Annotated in this window: 14 protein-coding genes and 1 pseudogene; 4 read left to right on the top strand and 11 right to left on the bottom strand. The window is 37.6% G+C overall.

Features of this window, described 5'->3' with window-relative positions:
- The first annotated feature begins 79 nt into the window (after positions 1-79).
- Complete coding sequence (locus tag B6D67_RS03860; RefSeq protein ID WP_010922171.1) at positions 80-1,255, top strand: hydroxymethylglutaryl-CoA synthase; 1,176 nt, start codon at positions 80-82, stop codon at positions 1,253-1,255.
- A complete protein-coding gene (locus tag B6D67_RS03855) occupies positions 1,242-2,519 on the top strand; it encodes a hydroxymethylglutaryl-CoA reductase, degradative (protein WP_010922170.1) in 1,278 nt (425 codons plus the stop codon). The genes B6D67_RS03860 and B6D67_RS03855 overlap by 14 nt, the downstream gene beginning before the upstream one ends.
- 229 nt (positions 2,520-2,748) lie before the next feature.
- Here the strand turns inward: B6D67_RS03855 and fni are convergent, their stop codons facing one another.
- From fni to B6D67_RS03820, 7 genes are all read right to left on the bottom strand, one after another.
- Entirely contained in the window at positions 2,749-3,738 is a 990-nt protein-coding gene (fni, locus tag B6D67_RS03850; RefSeq protein ID WP_010922169.1) for a type 2 isopentenyl-diphosphate Delta-isomerase, read from the bottom strand.
- Positions 3,731-4,738 (bottom strand): phosphomevalonate kinase, encoded by a 1,008-nt coding sequence (locus tag B6D67_RS03845; protein WP_010922168.1) that lies wholly within the window; start codon positions 4,736-4,738, stop codon positions 3,731-3,733. Before B6D67_RS03845 ends, fni begins: the two co-directional genes overlap by 8 nt.
- Positions 4,731-5,675: a diphosphomevalonate decarboxylase gene (mvaD, locus tag B6D67_RS03840; protein ID WP_010922167.1), complete on the bottom strand. Its 945-nt coding sequence runs from the start codon at positions 5,673-5,675 to the stop codon at positions 4,731-4,733. Before mvaD ends, B6D67_RS03845 begins: the two co-directional genes overlap by 8 nt.
- Positions 5,657-6,535, bottom strand: a complete 879-nt coding sequence (gene mvk / locus B6D67_RS03835) for a mevalonate kinase (protein ID WP_015055939.1) — start codon at positions 6,533-6,535, stop codon at positions 5,657-5,659. Before mvk ends, mvaD begins: the two co-directional genes overlap by 19 nt.
- 293 nt (positions 6,536-6,828) lie before the next feature.
- A complete protein-coding gene (locus B6D67_RS03830; RefSeq protein WP_010922165.1) occupies positions 6,829-8,061 on the bottom strand; it encodes a sensor histidine kinase in 1,233 nt (410 codons plus the stop codon).
- Between the two features lie 8 nt (positions 8,062-8,069).
- Complete coding sequence (locus B6D67_RS03825) at positions 8,070-8,738, bottom strand: response regulator transcription factor (RefSeq protein ID WP_002984985.1); 669 nt, start codon at positions 8,736-8,738, stop codon at positions 8,070-8,072.
- Positions 8,739-8,740: 2 nt separating this feature from the next.
- A complete protein-coding gene (locus B6D67_RS03820; RefSeq protein WP_002984988.1) occupies positions 8,741-9,391 on the bottom strand; it encodes a GTP pyrophosphokinase in 651 nt (216 codons plus the stop codon).
- Positions 9,392-9,610: 219 nt separating this feature from the next.
- Here B6D67_RS03820 and B6D67_RS03815 point away from each other — a divergent pair, with 219 nt between their 5' ends.
- Positions 9,611-11,623 carry a surface-anchored 5'-nucleotidase gene (locus B6D67_RS03815; protein WP_010922164.1) on the top strand — a complete coding sequence of 671 codons (2,013 nt, stop codon included), beginning with the start codon at positions 9,611-9,613 and terminating at the stop codon, positions 11,621-11,623.
- 81 nt (positions 11,624-11,704) lie between these two features.
- Here the strand turns inward: B6D67_RS03815 and B6D67_RS03810 are convergent, their stop codons facing one another.
- Both B6D67_RS03810 and B6D67_RS10405 read right to left on the bottom strand, forming a co-directional pair.
- Positions 11,705-12,115, bottom strand: coding sequence for a peptide deformylase (locus tag B6D67_RS03810; RefSeq protein WP_002984994.1), 411 nt, complete (start codon positions 12,113-12,115; stop codon positions 11,705-11,707).
- Positions 12,116-12,370: 255 nt separating this feature from the next.
- A complete protein-coding gene (locus tag B6D67_RS10405; RefSeq protein ID WP_011285486.1) occupies positions 12,371-12,589 on the bottom strand; it encodes a hypothetical protein in 219 nt (72 codons plus the stop codon).
- Positions 12,590-12,831: 242 nt separating this feature from the next.
- Between B6D67_RS10405 and B6D67_RS10610 the strand changes: the two are divergent.
- Positions 12,832-12,909 (top strand): annotated as a pseudogene (locus tag B6D67_RS10610) (IS3 family transposase); the annotation flags it as partial.
- Positions 12,910-13,006: 97 nt separating this feature from the next.
- Here B6D67_RS10610 and B6D67_RS03800 read toward each other — a convergent pair.
- Both B6D67_RS03800 and B6D67_RS03795 read right to left on the bottom strand, forming a co-directional pair.
- Positions 13,007-14,884: an ABC-F family ATP-binding cassette domain-containing protein gene (locus B6D67_RS03800; RefSeq protein ID WP_010922163.1), complete on the bottom strand. Its 1,878-nt coding sequence runs from the start codon at positions 14,882-14,884 to the stop codon at positions 13,007-13,009.
- Complete coding sequence (locus B6D67_RS03795) at positions 14,881-16,089, bottom strand: CCA tRNA nucleotidyltransferase (RefSeq protein ID WP_011285485.1); 1,209 nt, start codon at positions 16,087-16,089, stop codon at positions 14,881-14,883. The genes B6D67_RS03800 and B6D67_RS03795 overlap by 4 nt, the downstream gene beginning before the upstream one ends.
- Positions 16,090-16,196 lie beyond the last annotated feature (107 nt).

Genomic DNA, 16,196 nt, shown 5'->3' with positions numbered 1-16,196 from the left:
ATAACTTTATCAGTCTAATTTTGCAGTAAAATGTGATAGAATGGGTAAGACTATAAAAATAACTAAAAGAAGGACAAATATGACAATTGGAATTGATAAGATTGGTTTTGCAACCAGTCAATATGTCTTGAAATTGGAAGATTTAGCGCTTGCACGCCAAGTGGATCCAGCAAAATTTAGTCAAGGGCTACTCATTGAGTCTTTTAGTGTGGCACCAATCACTGAAGACATTATTACTTTAGCTGCTTCTGCAGCAGATCAAATTTTAACCGACGAAGATCGAGCTAAGATTGATATGGTTATTTTGGCAACTGAATCGAGTACTGATCAGTCAAAGGCATCAGCTATCTATGTACATCACTTAGTTGGTATCCAGCCTTTTGCACGTTCCTTTGAAGTAAAACAAGCCTGCTATAGCGCAACTGCTGCTCTAGACTATGCTAAACTGCATGTGGCTTCTAAGCCAGATTCTCGTGTCCTTGTTATTGCTAGTGATATTGCTAGATACGGTGTAGGATCTCCTGGGGAATCGACTCAAGGCTCTGGTAGTATTGCTCTTTTGGTAACTGCTAACCCTCGTATTCTTGCTCTAAATGAAGATAATGTGGCTCAAACTAGGGATATTATGGACTTTTGGAGGCCTAACTATAGTTTCACACCTTATGTTGATGGTATTTACTCTACCAAGCAATATCTCAATTGCTTAGAAACCACGTGGCAAGCTTATCAGAAAAGAGAAAACCTTCAGTTATCTGATCTTGCTGCAGTTTGTTTCCATATTCCATTTCCCAAGTTAGCCCTAAAAGGTCTAAATAACATTATGGATAACACAGTACCTCCTGAACACAGGGAAAAACTAATAGAAGCCTTTCAAGCTTCTATTAGTTATAGCAAACAAATTGGAAATATTTATACTGGCTCACTTTATCTAGGATTGTTATCTTTACTTGAAAATAGTAAAGTATTACAATCTGGAGATAAAATTGGTTTTTTTAGCTATGGTTCCGGTGCCGTAAGTGAATTTTATTCCGGTCAGTTAGTTGCTGGGTACGATAAAATGTTAATGACTAATCGACAAGCTTTACTGGATCAACGAACACGTCTTTCTGTTTCTAAATACGAAGACCTTTTCTACGAACAAGTCCAATTAGATGATAATGGTAATGCCAATTTTGACATTTACTTAACTGGAAAATTTGCTCTAACAGCCATCAAGGAGCATCGAAGGATCTATCATACCAATGACAAAAACTAATCTTAACTGGAGCGGTTTTTCAAAGAAAACATTCGAAGAACGCCTCCAACTTATCGAAAAATTTAAACTACTTAATGCTGAAAACTTAAATCAACTCAAAACAGACGTTCTTTTGCCTATCCAAACAGCTAATCAAATGACTGAAAATGTCTTAGGACGATTGGCTTTGCCCTTTAGCATAGCTCCTGATTTTCTTGTCAACGGTTCAACTTATCAGATGCCTTTTGTCACGGAAGAACCTTCTGTTGTTGCTGCAGCATCTTTCGCAGCAAAACTAATCAAACGCTCAGGTGGTTTTAAAGCTCAAACCCTAAACCGACAAATGATTGGTCAAATTGTTCTTTACGATATCGACCAAATAGATAACGCTAAAGCCGCCATCCTTCATAAAACAAAAAAGCTAATTGCATTGGCAAATAAAGCTTATCCTTCCATTGTTAAAAGAGGTGGAGGCGCTAGAACCATTCATTTGGAAGAAAAAGGAGAATTTTTGATTTTCTATCTGACTGTTGATACCCAAGAAGCTATGGGAGCAAATATGGTCAATACTATGATGGAAGCTCTTGTTCCTGATTTAACAAGACTGTCTAAGGGGCATTGTCTAATGGCGATTTTATCTAATTACGCAACAGAGTCGCTTGTTACTACTAGTTGTGAGATTCCCGTGCGCCTTTTAGATCACGATAAAACAAAATCCCTACAGTTAGCTCAAAAAATAGAGCTAGCCAGCCGACTAGCTCAAGTAGATCCTTACCGGGCTACTACTCATAATAAAGGTATTTTTAATGGCATTGATGCAGTGGTAATAGCCACAGGAAATGACTGGCGTGCTATTGAAGCAGGGGCCCATGCTTATGCCTCAAGAAATGGTAGCTATCAAGGACTTAGTCAGTGGCATTTTGACCAAGATAAACAAGTTCTGCTTGGCCAAATGACCCTCCCTATGCCTATTGCTAGTAAGGGGGGATCTATCGGGCTTAACCCTACTGTTTCTATCGCACATGATCTTCTTAATCAACCTGATGCCAAAACATTAGCCCAATTGATTGCATCTGTGGGGTTAGCTCAAAACTTTGCTGCACTAAAAGCTCTGACCTCATCTGGCATCCAAGCTGGTCACATGAAACTACATGCGAAATCATTAGCTCTTTTGGCGGGGGCAACCCAAGACGAAATTGCTCCTTTAGTTAATGCTTTACTAGCTGATAAACCAATAAATCTAGAAAAAGCACATTTTTACTTATCCCAGCTAAGACAGTCTTAGATTTAAACAACTAATATAAGGCAAACACCCATGTAAACAATTGGTTTACATGGGTGTTTAATCTTTATTTCTATACATACAAGTCTTAGAAATAGTCTCCATAACATACTCTATTTACTCATCTACTCTATTCTGAGTTTGATGAGGTATTTATAAATATTTTATATTATGTTCTAAAAAAGCTCTATCATCTTTGTAGTAGGTGACACTATTGTAGAGGTGATGAAGCCTAATTGACCTGCTGCAAGCGTCCATATAGTAAGTAGTCGACTCCCTTTAATTCTTTAATAGTTTTACAGTCAAGAGCACACATAATGATTTTTAATTCTTCTTTCCAGCCATTAACGATAGCAATCACACGCTCGGTTGGGTATTTTTCGACCAATTCTAAAACGGTGCGTGAGAGTCCCACTGCACGTGCTCCTAAGACAAAACACTTAATCATGTCCAAGGGGTGTCTGACACCACCCGAAGCTAAGATTTCCACTTGGTCCATCAGTCCTTGTGCATTCAGTAAGCACTGAACAGTGGTTTGTCCCCAATCGTTTAAGTAAGAGCGGTCTCCCCCTCTTTGATTTTCAATGTAAGCAAATGAAGTTCCTCCTCTACCTGAAATATCAAAGGTTTGAATGCCTAGGTCATGTGCTAGCTTGATACTATTGACATCCATGCCAAAACCAACTTCTTTGAGAATGACAGGAACTGGTATTTGACTAGCGTATTCAGCGAGGTGTTTTTTCCAGGTATGAAAGACGCGCTCACCCTCTGGCATCAGCAACTCTTGCATCACATTCACATGAACCTGTAAAAAGAGGGGCTGCATTTCTTGAACCGTTTGTTGTCCTAGCGCCACAGGTTTATCTAGACCAATATTCGTGGCTAGTTTCAAGTTATCTGCCACCTCATGTAAACGATAGGAATCGTCGTTAGGATTTTTTAAAGCAGCGCTATAAGACCCTGTCACCATGACAATCCCTGTTGCTGCTGCTACTTTGGCCAATTTTTCATTGACAGCTTTGCCTTTTTGACTTCCTCCTGTCATGGCATTGATGTAAAAGGGAAAGTCGAAGTCTTGCCCAGCAAAATGAGTACTGAGATCAATATCAGACAAATCATAGCTAGGTAAGGAATGGTGTATGAGTTCTATGTCATCAAAAGCATTATAAGGCGATTGGTACTTGAGAGCATATTTGATGTGATCATCTTTACGGTTAGTCATTCTCTCCCCACCTTTCTTGATAAAGTAATGCGATATCAGCTTCTTGCCATTTGGAAATAAGGGTATCTCTAGCATCCTGATTAAAGGCAAGCGCGATGCCACAATCTCCACCACCAGAACCTGAAGATTTAGCAACAGCATCTTGCTTCTGACAAGCAGCTACCAAGGTTACTAGCTTAGGATGGTAGATAGCTGGATGAAGCTCTTTTAGGAGATGACTTGCTCCTGCTAAACTTTTCTTGAGTTCTTCCTTATGACCTTCTTGCAAAGCTACCATAGCTGATTGCGTTAGCTGGTAACTTGTTCTTAAGAAAGCTGGGGTAATGCTCGCTGTCACTTGTTGAATCATCTGCCTTGAAATAGCAGGTATTTTAGTCCAGCCAACCAAAAAGTCACAAGGCAGGGCTGGTTGAATGACTTGGATATGGTAACCCCAATCTTTGACGAGAAGTTTTTTTAAGGGCATGGTCTGCAGCCAATTACTGACCTGTTCTCGGTCAAAGGAGGTATAGGCGACTAAAGTCTGATAAGCGATACAGGCAATATCCCCCATAGACCCATTATCTCCTTGCTTAAGCAAGGTATAAGCCGCTAGTTTAAAGAGTAACTCTGGGGTTAAAGTAATCTGATAATAGGCCGATAAGGCCTTTAAGGTTAAGAGGGTGACGCTACCACTTGAACCAATGCCAAATTTTTTGCCATCGCGCTCCATTTTTCCCGTTATAATTAGGGAAAATGGCTCCAGTTGGTCAATTGACTGTCCTAGATAATCAGCAAAGGTTTTAACCGTTGCTTGAATCAGTGCATAAGAGGCATCGGGTGTCATGCCCGCTTTATGGGAAAACATATCTGAAGCTAATTGAATATGGGCTGCTGGGCTAATTTCTGCTGTCATCATCAATGGAATAAAGTGAATTAAGGCTTTTTGTCCTGGTGTTAAGATAGCATATTCGCCTGTGAGGTATAGTTTCCCACCTGTTTGCACACAATAATTAGACATCTGGTAAATCCTTTGTTTTTGAAACGATAATACGGTAGTTCTTGCCAAGTCGTTCTGCTAGTTGAGCCAAGTCTTTTTCTAAACATAGGACCTTCACATTTGGACCTGCGTCCATGGTAAAATAACAAGCAAAACCTTCTTGACGCAGTTCTTTCACAGCCTCCATAGCCTGGTAAGACTCTTTTGTTAGGTAAGAAAAAGGAGGATTGGCTGTCTTTGTCGTGGCATGCATGGCCAAGGCATTAGCTTCTGTTAACTGACCAACTTTCTCAAAATTATTAGTTTTGAGATAGGTAAGCATATGTTGGTAATCGATTGCCGATTGTTCTACCCATTGATCAAATGTAGTTGAGGTATCGCGGCATAACTTCATGCCCTCTCGGCTAGAAATTGGCTTTTTCGCAGCATTTAAGACCAGCATAATCATGGCCATTTTCAAGTCAGTCTCAACCTTGTAAATAGCACCACTATCTTTGTCCCAAGCAGCGACTGGGCCAAAAAAAGAACGAGAAGATGATCCTGAGGCGAACTTAGCCTTTTGAGCTAAAGCTTTCTGATCTAGCTGGGTGTCAAATAATTGGTCACAGGCTTTAACCAAGGCTGATAAGCCACTGGAACTTGATGATAAACCTGCAGCTGTTGGCATATTATTTTGAGTTTCCATCTTTACAAAAGCCTGACCAGGTTGGCGAAATTGGTCAATGATAGCAGAAATTTTGGTATGTTCTTCGTCATTTTGCAAGATACCGTTAATGTAAAACTGATCACTGGTTGCAGTATCTGGTAAGAAGGAAACGCTGGTTGTGGTGAACATGTTTTCCAAAGTCAAAGAAATGCTAGAGGTCGAAGGAATCATCTTAGCTTGATTCTCTTTTCCCCAATATTTGATAATAGCAATGTTAGCATAGGATGTTACGGTTATAACATTTGGATCCACGTGTTTACGGCTCCTTCTTCTTTTAATCTGTGACTGATTTTTTCGGCCATGTCTTTGGTATCTGCTAGGGCAATCATACAGCCACCCAAGCCACCGCCTGTCATCTTAGCGCCTAAAGCACCTGCTCTTAGGGCAGCCTCCACAAGTTGGTCAGCTTTACTGATGCTAACGCCAATGGCCTTTAAAGCAGAGTGCGCTTGTGTCATGAGCTGACCGATAGCCACCTTATTTTTTTGGTTAATCGCTCTTTCAAGGGCTTGTGTCAAAGCTCCTAGTTTAGCCAGATAGGGCAAATTCGTTTCCTCAAACTGTGCTACCTTATTGACGGCCTCACGTGTATGACCGTGAATCCCTGTATCTGCAATGATAAGATAACCATTTAAGGCGATTTCGATAGTTTCAAAGCCAATGTTTCGGATAAACTTAATGGCATGGTCACTAAGGCATGTCTTGGCATCTAAACCACTAGGATTGGTGTGGGCAATAATTTCTGCCTTGTTGACTAAAATTTCCAACAAATCATCCGAGAGGGGTTCTTGACAATAAGAAAAAACGGCTCTAATAGCTGCAATAGAAACGGCTGCCGAAGACCCCATACCACGCTTTTGTGGCACTTGTGAAACAATCTCATAAGCAATTGGTTCTTGTAGTCGCTGCAAATAATCCAAGGAAGCATAAATGGCTGTTGATAGAGTATCATAAAAATCAAAGACCAATGGCTTATCAGCTGGAAAAATATGACAAACCACCTCAATATCTGTTAAAGGCAAAGCAATAGCTGGGTAGCCATACACAACAGCATGCTCACCTATCAAAATGATCTTACTGTGTGCCTTACCATATCCAATGTTTTCGTTCATTTTTTGTCTTTTCATTACTAATTCTTCTAAACTTTTACCTTACTATTTTACACTAAATGATTAGAAAATGCGATGATATATCTTTTTAAAATCATTTCTTCACTGAAATTAACAATAAAGACTATCTACTCTTTTTAAGATCATAACAAAAATTTTCTTATTTCAAACTACCTTCTTTAATCACTCTTCTACTAAATTAAACGTTAAAAACCAGCCTCATGGGCTGGTTAAGCATCGTTTATTACCTTTACCTAGACATTATTACTAGCTAAAGGTACTGAAAAATGTTTAAGTCAAATCACCACTGTAAAAACAATAGCATCGTTTTTATAATTTACAGTTATCGTTCCTTTAAATAACTTAACCATACTTTCTGCCATAGATAAACCAATTCCATAACCTTTTTCTTTGCTATTATGGGATTCGTCTTCGCGATAAAAGCGTTCAAAGAAGCGGCTGTAATCAATGGATTTTCCTTCCAAATAGGTATTAGAAACTTCTAATTTCGCTCGTTTTCGTCTTCTTCCAATAGTGGTTAAAGATACCTTGACCAAGCCTTTAGGATCACAATATTTATTGGCATTATCAACTAAAATTGTCACAAGTTCAAACAATGACTTTTCCTCCGCTTTAATCATAATATTCGGTTGAATCGTCAAATCAAAACGTTTACCATCTTTCAAAACCAGACTCTTAAAATCTTCAGCTGCATCTTGAGCAATAGCTGAAAAGTCTACCATATGTAATACCACATCTGGCTGTTCCTCCAAACGAGCCAAAGTAATCATTTGATTAATCAAGCCTGTCAATCGCTTCACCTGATCACTTGTACTCTTGGTCCATTCTGATTCTCCAGTCATTAATTCGACCAATTCATTATTGGCTGAGATAATGGCTAGTGGTGTTTTTAACTCGTGGCCTGCATTAGTAATAAAGCGACGCTGCTTCTCATAATTTTGGACAAAAGGTTTGATGACCATACCGGAAAAAAGACTCACTAAAACAACAAAAAAGATAAATCCTCCAAAGGCCAACATCACTGAAACAGCTAATAAATCTCCTACACTACGAAAATAAAAGGTAGTATCTAAAATTACAACCAGTTTTTCTTCATTTGGCAGCTGAGTAATCAAGTACGAATAAACACTATCTTGGTGACGGTAACTGCCTTTTTCTTCCCCAGACTTAGCAAAAAGTCTAGCAAAATATTGGGCTTCTTCTCTATCTAAAGCTGAAATATTAGCAGTATTAGAAGAAAGTAGATGTCCATTAGCATTAAAAATGACACTATAATACCGAAACTGGCTTAGGCTATCTTCAGACAGTTTCGTTCCAAGTCGTTTAGAGCTTTCCGTAGTGCCAGGTAATTTACCTTTATTTGAGGAAATTAAATGTAAAATACGGTTAATTTCTTGTTGACTTTGGTAACAGCGTGCCGTGTTAATAATACCAACAATTGAACTTAAAATAATAAAAATGGCAATAGAAGCAATCATGATAAAACGAATGCGGATACGATTAAACATGTCACCTCCTATTTTTCTAATAAACAATAGCTAGTATCTTTATCACCTGCAATAATGACATTTGCTTGAATAGCTAATAATTTTTGACGAAGATAAGAAATATAAACCCAAACAATAGAAGTATCATAATCTTCTTGGTCTGACCAAACATGTTGGTAAAGCGTTTTAGTATCCAAGTACTTTCCTTGATTTAACATTAAAAAGGCCATTAATTTACCTTCTTTAGAAGCTAATCGTATAGCATTACCGGCACTCAATTCTTGCTCATTAATATTTAATGTGACACCAGCAAATTGTAATACCTGAGGAGTAAAACTTTCTACTCGTCTTTCCATCGACCTTAATCTAGCTAAAAGTTCTTTTAATGAGAAAGGTTTAGTCAGATAATCATCAGCTCCCGCATCTAGTCCGGTAACACGGTCATTAATTTCTGCCATAGCCGTCAGCATAATAATATGTGAGCAATTTCCTGAAGCGCGAATCTCCTTTAAAGCCTCAATGCCAGACTTAATCGGCATCATGATATCTAAAATCATAATATCATATGCATTGTCTTTGGCTTTATCAATTGCCTCTTGACCGTTAAAAACCACATCAACGTCATAACCTTGATGAGTCATGGCAGTTGTCAAAACATTAGACATCTGCCATTCGTCTTCAGCTAACAAAATTTTCATGGTTACTCTTCCTCCGTCGTTTCTTGAATCAATTGACGAATGGTTTGCATGGTAACATCACAAGATGCCAACTCGTCTGCACAACGCTTTAACTCTCTTGTAATCATTTCTGCATTAGCAACTTGATGTTTGTACTTCATTTGATGTTCCAAGCTAGCCCAAGAGTCTTGAGCAATGGTTCGCAACTGCACTTCTATAAAATAACATCCTTTTTTTTCCCCTAAAATATCTGGAAAATGTGTTTCTAATTCCAAAATGAGATGATATGATCTATAGCCATTAGGCTTGGCATTTAAAATATAATCTTTTTCAGTGTTAACTGACATACCAGGAATGCTTTTGAGCAAGTCTACCATCCGATAAATATCATCAATAAAACCACAAATAATGCGAATACCGATACTATCTTTAATGATTTTTAACGCAGATTTGCTTGTTAGAGGAAGCTGTTTGCGTTGACATTTTTCAATCATCGAAGCTTCCGATTTAATACGGGATGTAAAGTGTTCGTATAGTTTAAACCCCGTTTCTTTTTTGCTTTTGATATTCTCAGCAATAATCACATCTGTTATTGTCTGTAGTACCAACGGCAAGTACACTTCAAATCCGCTATATATAGAGCTGGTAGAATAATGTTCTAGTCTTTCTTTCATACGCTTATTATAACAAATTTTCTCAACAAATGCTTAAATCTCTGCAATGATCGGTTATCTTTATTTCTAACTATATAACTTCAAATGATCTGTATCGTTTGTTTTTAAATCGCTTTCATATATTTTTTGTACGTTATTTTTTAAAAATACCATTGAATTACAAACAAAATCATAGTAAACTTGATCTATAACGATTACGTTAACTTATTAGGAGATTTTATGAAAAAATATTTTATTTTAAAAAGTAGTGTATTGAGTATCCTGACTAGTTTTACTCTATTAGTTACAGATGTTCAAGCAGATCAAGTTGATGTGCAATTCCTTGGCGTCAATGATTTTCACGGCGCTCTTGATAATACCGGAACAGCTTACACACCAAGTGGTAAAATACCAAATGCTGGGACGGCTGCTCAATTAGGTGCTTATATGGATGACGCTGAGATAGACTTCAAGCAAGCAAATCAAGACGGAACAAGTATACGTGTTCAAGCTGGAGATATGGTCGGAGCCAGTCCTGCTAACTCTGCACTTTTACAAGATGAGCCTACTGTCAAAGTCTTTAACAAAATGAAATTTGAATATGGCACTCTTGGTAATCATGAATTTGACGAAGGACTAGATGAATTTAACCGTATCATGACAGGTCAAGCGCCTGATCCTGAATCAACAATTAATGATATCACCAAACAATATGAGCACGAAGCTTCGCATCAAACCATCGTCATTGCTAATGTTATTGATAAAAAAACCAAGGATATCCCCTATGGTTGGAAACCTTATGCTATAAAAGACATAGCCATTAATGACAAAATCGTTAAGATTGGCTTCATTGGTGTTGTGACTACAGAGATTCCAAATCTCGTTTTAAAGCAAAACTATGAACACTATCAATTTTTAGATGTAGCTGAAACCATTGCCAAATATGCTAAAGAACTACAAGAACAACATGTTCATGCTATTGTGGTTTTAGCTCATGTTCCTGCAACAAGTAAAGATGGTGTTGTTGATCATGAAATGGCTACGGTTATGGAAAAAGTGAACCAAATCTATCCCGAACATAGCATTGATATTATTTTTGCAGGACATAATCATCAATACACTAATGGAACTATCGGTAAAACACGTATCGTTCAAGCCCTCTCTCAAGGAAAAGCTTATGCAGATGTCCGTGGTACGCTAGATACTGATACCAATGATTTTATTAAAACTCCATCAGCAAATGTTGTTGCTGTAGCACCAGGTATCAAAACAGAAAATTCAGATATCAAAGCTATAATAAATCATGCTAATGATATTGTTAAAACAGTTACTGAACGAAAAATCGGAACTGCAACTAATTCTTCAACTATTTCTAAAACAGAAAATATTGATAAAGAATCTCCTGTCGGTAACTTAGCAACAACGGCTCAGCTTACTATTGCTAAGAAAACTTTTCCAACTGTTGACTTTGCTATGACCAATAATGGTGGTATTCGAAGTGACCTAGTTGTCAAAAATGACCGGACCATCACCTGGGGAGCTGCACAGGCTGTACAACCATTTGGTAATATCCTTCAAGTCATTCAAATGACTGGTCAACACATTTACGATGTCCTAAATCAGCAATACGATGAAAACCAGACCTATTTTCTTCAAATGTCAGGTTTAACATACACTTATACAGATAATGATCCTAAGAACTCTGATACCCCCTTCAAGATAGTTAAGGTTTATAAAGACAATGGTGAAGAAATTAACTTAACAACTACTTACACCGTTGTTGTCAACGACTTTCTTTATGGTGGTGGTGATGGCTTTTCAGCATTTAAAAAAGCTAAATTAATCGGAGCTATTAACACAGATACTGAAGCTTTCATCACATATATCACAAATTTAGAAGCATCAGGTAAAACTGTTAATGCTACTATAAAAGGGGTTAAAAATTATGTAACTTCAAACCTTGAAAGTTCGACAAAAGTTAATAGTGCTGGTAAACACAGTATCATTAGTAAGGTTTTTAGAAATCGTGATGGCAATACAGTGTCTAGTGAAGTCATTTCAGACCTTTTGACTTCTACTGAAAACACTAATAACAGCCTTGGCAAAAAAGAAACAACAACAAACAAAAATACTATCTCTAGTTCCACTCTTCCAATAACAGGGGACAATTATAAAATGTCTCCTATTATGACAATCCTTGCCTTGATAAGCTTAGGTGGACTAAACGCTTTTATTAAAAAAAGGAAATCCTAGCGTTTACTAGTAATCGATCACCCTTATATAATCAGGCATCTTTGCCAAAAAAACCTAAAGCGTCCTACTCTAGGTTTTTTGTTAAATTAAAATACCTTCTAGATGATCTAATTCGTGCTGGCATATTTGAGCAGTTAAGCCTGTTAAGCTTAATCGCTTTGGTCGCCAATTATGGTCCAAATACTCAACAGTAATCTTATCATACCGCTGTGTTTTGCGATAGCCAGATAACGACAAACAAGATTCTTTAGTTTGGTAAATTCCCTTTTTAGAAACCATCACAGGATTAAACATAACCAAATCAATAAATCCCATACTCACAATAACAATGCGCTTTTGTTCACCAATCATATTGGCAGCCATCCCAAGACATTCCTGTCTATAAAAGGCTAAGGTATCTTGTAAATCTTGGCCAATCCATAGATCTTCTTTCTTGGCGACTTGCGCTTTTTGCTGTAATAAAAAATGATCTGTTATGATTTCTCTAATCATTCTTATCTCCTTAAACCTTCTTTTTAATTCATAAACTACATGTTCAATGGACTATTATCACCATATGATAGACTTAGTATCATCTGTTTAAAACATCAGGTGATTCCTTATTTCAAGATATCTTGGGCAACTTTATGAAATTCTGCAATATGAGTACCAAATAAAAATTGACCTGCATCAGCAGATTGTTAATAAGTTCTCATCACAATATTATCGAATTTACTGTCTGCTTCTTCAAATGTCTAAGAGAGATAGTTATTGCTTTGTGAGATTTTCAAACCAGATACTGCTTTCTCTTGCATTTGCAGCCTTGATAGGTCCAAACAAAACACCTGCTGTTTGAAATGCTTTAATAGCTGATATGTTGTTAATAGTTAGTATTATAAATTTTCTGAATATTTCTGTCAAGTTTTTCAGTTGACTTAACTTTTTTACTTGATTTTTCCTCACGTAATAATAGAAAAGAAGCGCCATAATGTAAACTACACCCCAAACGTTAGATAAAAAAATCTAACGTTTGGGGTGTTTTTGTATGACATTAAGCTATGAAGATAAGCTAGATATTTAGCGCTAAAAAAACCGAGGGAACTCCGTTTGAAAGAAGCATCTCTGCAAAGAAGAAGACAAAAAACCATTATAAAGAATGGACAAAGACGAGTTCTGATTAAATTTTCTTTTAAGAACGGCTAAATTGACTCGTTCTACCTACTATTATTATCGATTATTGCAACAATAACCGTATTAAAATAAAACGAAAAGGACTTAGTCCTCTACAACACAGAACTAAATCCTTTACTTCAAATAGAGTAGCCAACTTTTGGGGCTCAGTGCAAGAGCCCTTCTTTTCTATTATCACTTGTTTATTATAAACATAACATTACCATAGTATACTTATATGTCTAGTCCACTCAAATACTCAAACCGTTCATACGCCAATAATAAATCATTATTGCGCTGATCGAGTTCCTTTTGTAATTGAGCTAACTGGCCATAATCACTAACTACAGTTAACATTTGGTTTTCAATTTCTTCAATATTAGCCTCAATAGTTGCTATTTTATCTTCTATCTGAGCCCATTCTTGTTTTTCAAGGTAGGACATGCGCTTTCTTTCCTCTTTTTGAGGAAGTGGCACTTCTTCAGTGACTGTTGTTTTAGCTAAGTCTGCCTCAACTGTTTCTTTTTCAAAAACTTTTTCATCAAGGTAATCACTGTAATTGCCATAAAAAACACGAATATCGCCTTCTTCAAAGGCTAAAATCTTAGTAGCTACTTTGTCTAGGAAATAACGATCGTGACTAACCGTAATGACTGGTCCTGCAAAGTTAGCTAAAAAGTTTTCTAAGACCTTCAAGGTGGCAATGTCTAAATCATTTGTTGGCTCATCAAGGAGAAGAACATTTGGCTTTTCAATGAGCAGTTTTAGCAAGTAGAGCCGTTTTTTCTCCCCACCAGATAATTTAGCAATCAGCGTGCCATGACTTGATCTCGGAAAAAGAAATTGTTCTAAAAGCTCACTGATACTCGTTGTTCCCACACTTGTTTTAACCTCATCAGCCACTTCTTGAAGGTAATTAATGACCCGTTTGGTCTCATCCATATCTTTGAGCTGCTGAGAGAAATAACCTACACGAATAGTATCTCCAATATCAAGCTTCCCAGAAGTTGGTTTGAGATCACCGTTAATGATATTTAACAGGGTAGATTTTCCGACGCCGTTATCTCCAACAATTCCAATACGATCTTTATTTTGAATAATCAAGTTAAAATCCTTAATCAACTGTCGGTCGCCATAAGCAAAAGAAAGGTCTTCAAAGTGAATCACCTTCTTCCCAATTCGGCTCGTTTCGAAAGTCATCTCCAATTTATCCGCAGAACTGTCTTGGTGAACTTCTTTTTTCAAGTCACTGAAACGATTGATTCTAGCCTGCTGTTTGGTTGCACGCGCCTGTGGTTGCGTCCTCATCCAGGCTAATTCTTGTTTATAGAGTTGCTTCTTCTTGTGTAAATTAGCAGCATCTCGTTCGTCTTGTTCTGCTTTTAAGCGCACATAGTCTTGGTAATTGCCTTGATATTCTGTCAGTCCCGCTTTATCCAATTCAAAAATACGGGTAGCCACATGATCAAGGAAATAACGGTCATGGGTAATAAAAAGGACGGTTTTTTTAGCTGTCTTGAGATAGGTTGTTAACCAAGCGATGGTGTCAATATCGAGATGGTTGGTCGGCTCATCCAACAAGAGTAAGTCAGCAGCTCCTAGCAACACTTGAGCTAACTGGACACGTCTTCTCATACCACCTGATAGGTCTCCCACTTTTTGTTCCAAATCCGTGATGCCTAATTTTGATAGGACTGTTTTGACATCACTTTCAATAGACCAAGCATCTAATCGATCCATTTCAGACATGAGGGACTCTAAGCTTTCTTGTTTATCCTCAGTATAATTCGCCATCAATAGTTCGTACTGACGAATCAGTTGAATAGCTTTAACATCAGCTGATAATACCGTATCTAAAACAGAAGCTGCATCGTTAAATTCAGGGTCTTGTGTTAAGTAAGCGATTTTGTAATCATTGGCTTTAGAAAATGGTGAATGATCTCCGTCAAAACCAAGCCTTCCCGACAACACATCTAAAAGAGTTGTTTTTCCTGTTCCATTAACCCCAATAATCCCAATACGGTCAAAGTCATGAATAATAAAGGAAATATCTTGAAAGACGGTCTTATCTCCCACCGTTTTTGTTAATTTCTCCACCAAAAAATGGCTCATGTTGCTAATTCCTCTCTAACAAATGCTTCAATTGTAGTGAAATCATTATCTAGGCGCCCCTCTACAATCGCTAATTCAACTTTCTCAAGCATAAGCCCTAGCTGAGGACCTGATTTCATCCCAAAATCCTTAATCAGGTGAGAACCATTAAGGACGATATCGTGTTTGTCATGAATAACCAGTGCCTGATCTAAAGTATTAATACGATCCATGTCAACGGATAAGCTTTGAGCTTTTCGGAGGTCTTCCACTAGACTCGCCATTTTCTTGCCGTACTGGTAAATATCCAATTTTTCAAAAGATCTTTCCTGACGAATTCTATAAAGAGCAATCAACTTTGTGACATAACGCTGAAAATCATTTGAAGTCTTCCATGCTTTTAGGAAGCTTTTAGGATCCTCAATGGCTAAACTAATCATCACATAAGCCCAAGCTTGGTGATAATCACTAAAGGTAAAGTTATCTTTCAAAGAAACTATCAGATGATTCAAGCCTGCTTCCTGCTGCTTCAAGCCTGGTAAATAGTCGTAAGCCTGACAAGCAATCATGGCAGAAATCCCTTTTCGCCAGTGCGGTGCCATCAATAATTTATCAAATTCAGTAAAAGAACGTTCCACAGAAATCTTTTCCAATAGAGGTGAATGGCTCCTCATAGCTTCAAAAGTTATAGCTTCAATGTCAAAATCCAGACTCGCCGCAAATCGAAAGCCTCTCATAATGCGTAGTGCATCTTCTTCAAAACGTTCCTCTGCTTTACCCACTGCTCGTAACCGTTTTTGCTTTAAATCAATGAGTCCTCTAAATTTATCAATAACTTGACCATTTTCATCCAAGGCCAAGGCATTGACGGTAAAGTCTCTTCGTTTTAAGTCTTCCTCTAAAGAGCGCACAAAAGAAACCTGACTAGGACGGCGATAATCAACATAGATATCTTCTGTCCTAAAGGTTGTAATTTCATACTCACCGCCATTTTCAAGCACGAGCACTGTACCATGTTCAATGCCAACATCGACAGTTCTGTTAAAAATCGCTTTAGTCTCTTCAGGATAGGAACTAGTTGCAATATCTACATCATGAATGGGACGCTCGAGTAAAACATCTCTGACGCTTCCTCCCACAAAATAGGCTTCATAACCAGCTTCTTTTATTTTAGTCAATATGGGTAAAGCCTTCTGAAACTCAGAAGGCATTGTCATTAATTTCATACGTTGTTTTCTAACCTATCATCCAACTAGCCCAATCTAAAGTGTGATTAGGCTAATTGGGTTCTATCACATTTTGTTATTGTTTTAGTGATTCTTGCCATTAACTA

Source organism: Streptococcus pyogenes (assembly GCF_002055535.1).
Taxonomy (GTDB): domain Bacteria; phylum Bacillota; class Bacilli; order Lactobacillales; family Streptococcaceae; genus Streptococcus; species Streptococcus pyogenes.
Note: the sequence above shows the minus strand (reverse complement) of the source record. Positions and strands in the feature narration are given on the sequence as shown.

Excerpts from the sequence above, each read along its gene's own strand:
- B6D67_RS03860 (WP_010922171.1), top strand. The coding sequence starts at position 80 with ATGACAATTGGAATTGATAAGATTGGTTTTGCAACCAGTCAATATGTC.
- B6D67_RS03855 (WP_010922170.1), top strand. The coding sequence starts at position 1,242 with ATGACAAAAACTAATCTTAACTGGAGCGGTTTTTCAAAGAAAACATTC.
- fni (WP_010922169.1), bottom strand. The coding sequence starts at position 3,738 with ATGACTAACCGTAAAGATGATCACATCAAATATGCTCTCAAGTACCAA.
- B6D67_RS03845 (WP_010922168.1), bottom strand. The coding sequence starts at position 4,738 with ATGTCTAATTATTGTGTGCAAACAGGTGGGAAACTATACCTCACAGGC.
- mvk (WP_015055939.1), bottom strand. The coding sequence starts at position 6,535 with ATGAACGAAAACATTGGATATGGTAAGGCACACAGTAAGATCATTTTG.
- B6D67_RS03830 (WP_010922165.1), bottom strand. The coding sequence starts at position 8,061 with ATGTTTAATCGTATCCGCATTCGTTTTATCATGATTGCTTCTATTGCC.
- B6D67_RS03825 (WP_002984985.1), bottom strand. The coding sequence starts at position 8,738 with ATGAAAATTTTGTTAGCTGAAGACGAATGGCAGATGTCTAATGTTTTG.
- B6D67_RS03820 (WP_002984988.1), bottom strand. The coding sequence starts at position 9,391 with ATGAAAGAAAGACTAGAACATTATTCTACCAGCTCTATATATAGCGGA.
- B6D67_RS03815 (WP_010922164.1), top strand. The coding sequence starts at position 9,611 with ATGAAAAAATATTTTATTTTAAAAAGTAGTGTATTGAGTATCCTGACT.
- B6D67_RS03810 (WP_002984994.1), bottom strand. The coding sequence starts at position 12,115 with ATGATTAGAGAAATCATAACAGATCATTTTTTATTACAGCAAAAAGCG.
- B6D67_RS10405 (WP_011285486.1), bottom strand. The coding sequence starts at position 12,589 with ATGGCGCTTCTTTTCTATTATTACGTGAGGAAAAATCAAGTAAAAAAG.
- B6D67_RS03800 (WP_010922163.1), bottom strand. The coding sequence starts at position 14,884 with ATGAGCCATTTTTTGGTGGAGAAATTAACAAAAACGGTGGGAGATAAG.
- B6D67_RS03795 (WP_011285485.1), bottom strand. The coding sequence starts at position 16,089 with ATGAAATTAATGACAATGCCTTCTGAGTTTCAGAAGGCTTTACCCATA.